This window comes from Subtercola boreus (assembly GCF_003399625.1).
In the GTDB taxonomy this organism is placed as follows: Bacteria; Actinomycetota; Actinomycetes; order Actinomycetales; family Microbacteriaceae; genus Subtercola; species Subtercola boreus_C.
The window spans coordinates 1-4394 of record NZ_NBXA01000060.1 but is presented as its reverse complement, the minus strand read 5'-3'; the positions used below and the strand labels follow the sequence as shown (position 1 = coordinate 4394).

Genomic DNA, 4394 nt, shown 5'->3' with positions numbered 1-4394 from the left:
GGCCCGTGTCGATCACCAGCCGCGCCGCCTCACGGCGATACTCCGGCGTATAAGTCTTCCTCTTGCTTGTGCCCATCACGGACATCCTCCCCGACAGGCCCGCAAACACGCGAAACCCGCCTGGTCAGTGTCCGGAATTCGGGGTCAACCTCAACACTCACGTAGAAGAGTGGGTGAGACAAGGCCATCGCTTCGACAGTCTTGAGACATGCCCGTATTGCGGGCAAGATACTAGAGACGTTGCTCTCATTGAGATGTATCAGAGCTACTTCAATACCGCTTACGGAGCGTTGCGATCAGCTCTGGATCGCATAACGCAGGATGTCGCGTACTTCACTGATGAGTCTCGGTTGCGAGAAACGGTTGAGTACCGCAAGCAGGCAAACGAACGCCTATCCCGATGGGCTCCGTTTGTTGGAATTAGTCTCCTGGACGACACTCATGATGAGTTAGCCGAGACCTCGCTGGCGAACCTTAGTGAACTCTTAGCTGGCCTAATCGCACACAAGTCAGCCGCATTGACGGAGGGCGTTGGCGCGCAAGAGGACCTCGACGAAGCGGTTCGACTGTGGCGACAGTACGCTCAGGTCGTTTCGGACAGTAATGAGGTGGTAACCGCAAGTCGACTTCGAATCGAAGAGTTTAAAACGACTTTGCTAGGAGAAGATGTCGCGAAGATCCAGGGCGATCTGAACCTGCTTGATCTCACGCTGGTTCGTCACTCTGAGCCGGTTTTGGGCATGATTCAACAGCTCGTTGATGGCGAATCAAAGTTGAAAGACGCAGAAAAGGCAACAAAGTCAGCTCGGTTATCGTTGACAACGCAGATGACCGACACTCTTACGAAGTACCGCACAAACTTGAATACGCATCTTCGAAATATGGGTGCGCTCTTCGCTATTGATGAAATCAAGACAAACTTCCTCGGCAGTGCGCCTCGAACCGATTACGGCATCAGTCTTCGAGGTAAATCAGTGAAACTGACGGGTGGCGTTCCATCCTTTGCGACAGCCCTGAGCGAGGGCGACAAACGAACAATGGCCTTTGCCTTCTTTGTAGCTTCAACCCTTGCCGATCCCCTCATCAGCGACAAGATCGTCGTAGTTGACGACCCGATGAGCAGCTTGGACAGGTCGCGTCGGGAATACACCATCGAGCTTCTCGTTCAAATTGCCGAGAAGAGCAGTCAGCTCATTGTGATGGCTCATGACGCAACCTTCCTCCGAGATCTGCGTAGAGCTTTGATGAGAAAAGAAGCTCAGAGGGCGGTTTCGACAATCCAAATAAGTCGATCCAAGGGGGACTATTCAGCCTTTGACTCAGTTGATTTGGATCGAGAATGCGAATCCTCCTACTACACCAACTACCGAGCTGTTGATCTTTTCGTACAAGGTGAGGCCTCTGACCACATCACCGCAGCCAAAGCCCTTCGTCCACTTATCGAAGGATATTTGCACCGACGCTACCCCGGGCACATCAAGCCAGATGTCATGCTTGGCACTGCCATCGATCAGGTCAACCAAGCCGTTTCACCCAGCCCTCTGGTGCATGCAAAAGCACAAGTCGCTGAGCTGCAAAACATCAACACCTTCGCCGGGAAATTCCATCACGACACAAACCCTGATTTTGCCTCAGCTGATGCTGATGAGGATTCAGTTCTCGCGTACAGCAAGCGCGCACAGGCACTGATTCATGGAGCGCCACAGGTCTAACTCGGACCAAGAACGCCGTTTTCCAGGCAACGTAATTCCTCGCGACGACAATCTTGTGGGTTGAGAGCATCAAGCACAACGTTCATCCGTTCTGAGCAGACGATTCGATATAAACGCAACTCCAAATAATTGGAAGGCTGTACCAATGCAAGAGATCATCTGCCCCGACTGTGGGAAGGCATTCAAGGTCGATGAGGCCGGCTACGCAGACATTCTGAAGCAGGTTCGCGATCGCGAGTTCGAGCAGACCCTGCATGAGCGCCTCGAGCTGGTGGAGAAGGAAAAAAAGACTGCAGTCGAACTCGCGGAGACGAAGATCACCGCGGTCTTGGAGAAGGACGCAGCCGCGAAGGGCGCTGAGATTGAACGGCTCAAGGAGGAGCTGAAGTCACGTGACGTCGCTAAGCAACTCGCCGTGAACGAAGCAGTCGGTGCTCTCGAGAAAGAACGGGACAAGCTGGCCCGGGACCTTGGGGCCACTGAGGCTGACCAGAAAGCCCTCGAAGTGCGTCTTGAGGAAGCTCGGAGAGAAAAGGAAACCGCGGTTGAACTCGCTGAGGCGAACCTTACTAATAAGTTGCAGGTGGAAGCGGCGGAAAAAGCGGCTGAGATCGCCCGGCTCAAGGAGGAGTTGAAGTCTCGTGATCTTGCGGAGCAGCTTGCCGTCAATGAGGCGGTGGGAGTGCTGGAGAAGGAACGTGACCGCCTTGCTCGTGATGTTGAGGTGAAGGAGACCGAGCAGAAGTTGCTCGAGTCGACACTCAAGGACAAGCATGCTGTGGAGATCAAGTCGCGAGACGAGATGATCTCGTACTACAAAGATCTCAAGGCAAAGCTTTCGACGAAACTCGTTGGCGAGACACTAGAGCAGCATTGCGAGATCGAGTTCAACCGCATCCGCTCCGCCGGCTTCCCCCGGGCTCAGTTCGATAAGGACAATGATGTCCGCACAGGGAGTAAGGGCGATTACATCTTCCGGGAGGCAGACGTCGATGGCACGGAATTCATCTCGGTGATGTTCGAGATGAAGAACGAGGGCGATGAGACCGCGACGAAGAAGAAGAACGAGGACTTCTTCAAGGAGCTTGATCGTGACCGAACCGAGAAGGGCTGCGAGTACGCAGTCCTCGTGTCGCTCCTCGAGCCCGACAGCGAGCTCTATAACGGCGGGATTGTTGATGTATCTCATCGGTACCCCAAGATGTACGTGGTTCGGCCACAGCTGTTCATCCCGATCATCACGCTACTGAGGAACGCGGCGCTGAATTCCCTGGAGTACAGGACGGAGCTTGCTCGGGTGCGGGAGCAAAACGTTGACATCACCAACTTCGAGAACGAGCTCGACACCTTTAAGACCGGGTTCGCCCGGAACTATGATCTGGCGTCTCGGAAGTTCAAAGAGGCGATCGCGGACATCGACAAGTCGATTGACCGCCTCCACAAAGTTAAGGAGTCCCTCCTCGGTTCGGAGAATAATCTCCGGCTGGCTAACAACAAGGCTGAGGATCTTACGATCAAGCGCCTCACGCGTGGAAATCCGACGATGGCGGCGAAATTCACCGATCTTGCCACCTCGGACGCCCTAGAGCTGGAGTAGCGCAGGAGCCAGTATCGGGTCTCGAATATGGGCGCATAGATCTACGAACGGACGCAGTTCCGGCAGAGGGGGAGCAAACGGTGGGGTTCTTGAAACGATTGTTCGGAGGCCAGGAGGAACCGACGCAAGACGATCGCGGTGTCCGCGTCGAGGCACCGTTCTCGGTGGGCGAGCAGTCCCTTGCGCAGCTGACCGGAACTACTACCTTCGCGAAAGACGCCATAACAGCCCTTGCCCGACGCCATGGAGTTTCCGGTGATGGCTACCTGGAATGTCTGGGGACCCTGCAACGAGAGCCTGACAACCGGGCCGATCCGCATGCTGTCGTCGTCCTCGTCGAAGGAGAACGAATCGGCTACCTTCCTGGATATATTGCCCAAGATCAAGCCCTCACCGTTACAGGAGCGCGCGCCGCTCCAGTGCAGGTTTTTTTCGAACAGCTTCCGAACGGCCTGCGCGCAGAGGCCTGGGCATGGTTGGGCACGGGACGCCCCCAGTGGCAATGGTCCGAGACTAATCGGCCACCAATGTCTTCCGGGGCAAAGGCCGCTGCACACCACGCTGACATCAGCGACATGGTTGAGGAAGCTCTCGCTGGCGGCGGTGCCCGAGCAGCATCCTTCGAAGCGGGAATGATCAACGGTGTCCACTACCTGCAGCTCGTGGAGCCCATCAAACAGCTCAAGCGCGAAGGACGACTCATCGAAGCGCTTGGGCTTTGTAATGCTGCCATAGTGGGCGCGGAAAACGCGCGTGAGGGGCGCGAGCCAGCACCCTGGTACACGGAACAGGCGGCGATCATCTATCGCAAACTCGGACAACGCGACAATGAGATCGCTGTGCTGCAGCGCTGGCTACGAGTCAGCCCAGCAGATCGCCGAGAAGGCAGCCAAATCAAGGAACGGCTAGACAAACTCTTGCCCTAAATCGGTGGTCCAGCGACCAAAGTATTCCTGATTGTTGACGCCGACCGAATGTGATGCCGTTTCTGCCGATTGAAAACAGGGCCACCTAGCCACTATGGAAGGTGATCAATTTGGATGACTGGGCAAAGATTCGGCATTTGCATTCGATGGGTTTGCACT

General features: G+C 55.4%; 3 protein-coding genes. All 3 read left to right on the top strand.

Features of this window, described 5'->3' with window-relative positions; all coding sequences use genetic code 11:
• The first annotated feature begins 68 nt into the window (after positions 1-68).
• Positions 69-1712 (top strand): AAA family ATPase, encoded by a 1644-nt coding sequence (locus B7R21_RS19150; RefSeq protein WP_301182572.1) that lies wholly within the window; start codon positions 69-71, stop codon positions 1710-1712.
• A 145-nt stretch (positions 1713-1857) separates the two neighbouring features.
• Entirely contained in the window at positions 1858-3309 is a 1452-nt protein-coding gene (locus B7R21_RS19145) for a DUF2130 domain-containing protein (RefSeq protein WP_116284849.1), read from the top strand.
• Between the two features lie 89 nt (positions 3310-3398).
• Entirely contained in the window at positions 3399-4235 is an 837-nt protein-coding gene (locus tag B7R21_RS19870; RefSeq protein ID WP_147305984.1) for an HIRAN domain-containing protein, read from the top strand.
• Positions 4236-4394: the final 159 nt, after the last annotated feature.

Excerpts from the sequence above, each read along its gene's own strand:
- B7R21_RS19145 (WP_116284849.1), top strand. The coding sequence starts at position 1,858 with ATGCAAGAGATCATCTGCCCCGACTGTGGGAAGGCATTCAAGGTCGAT.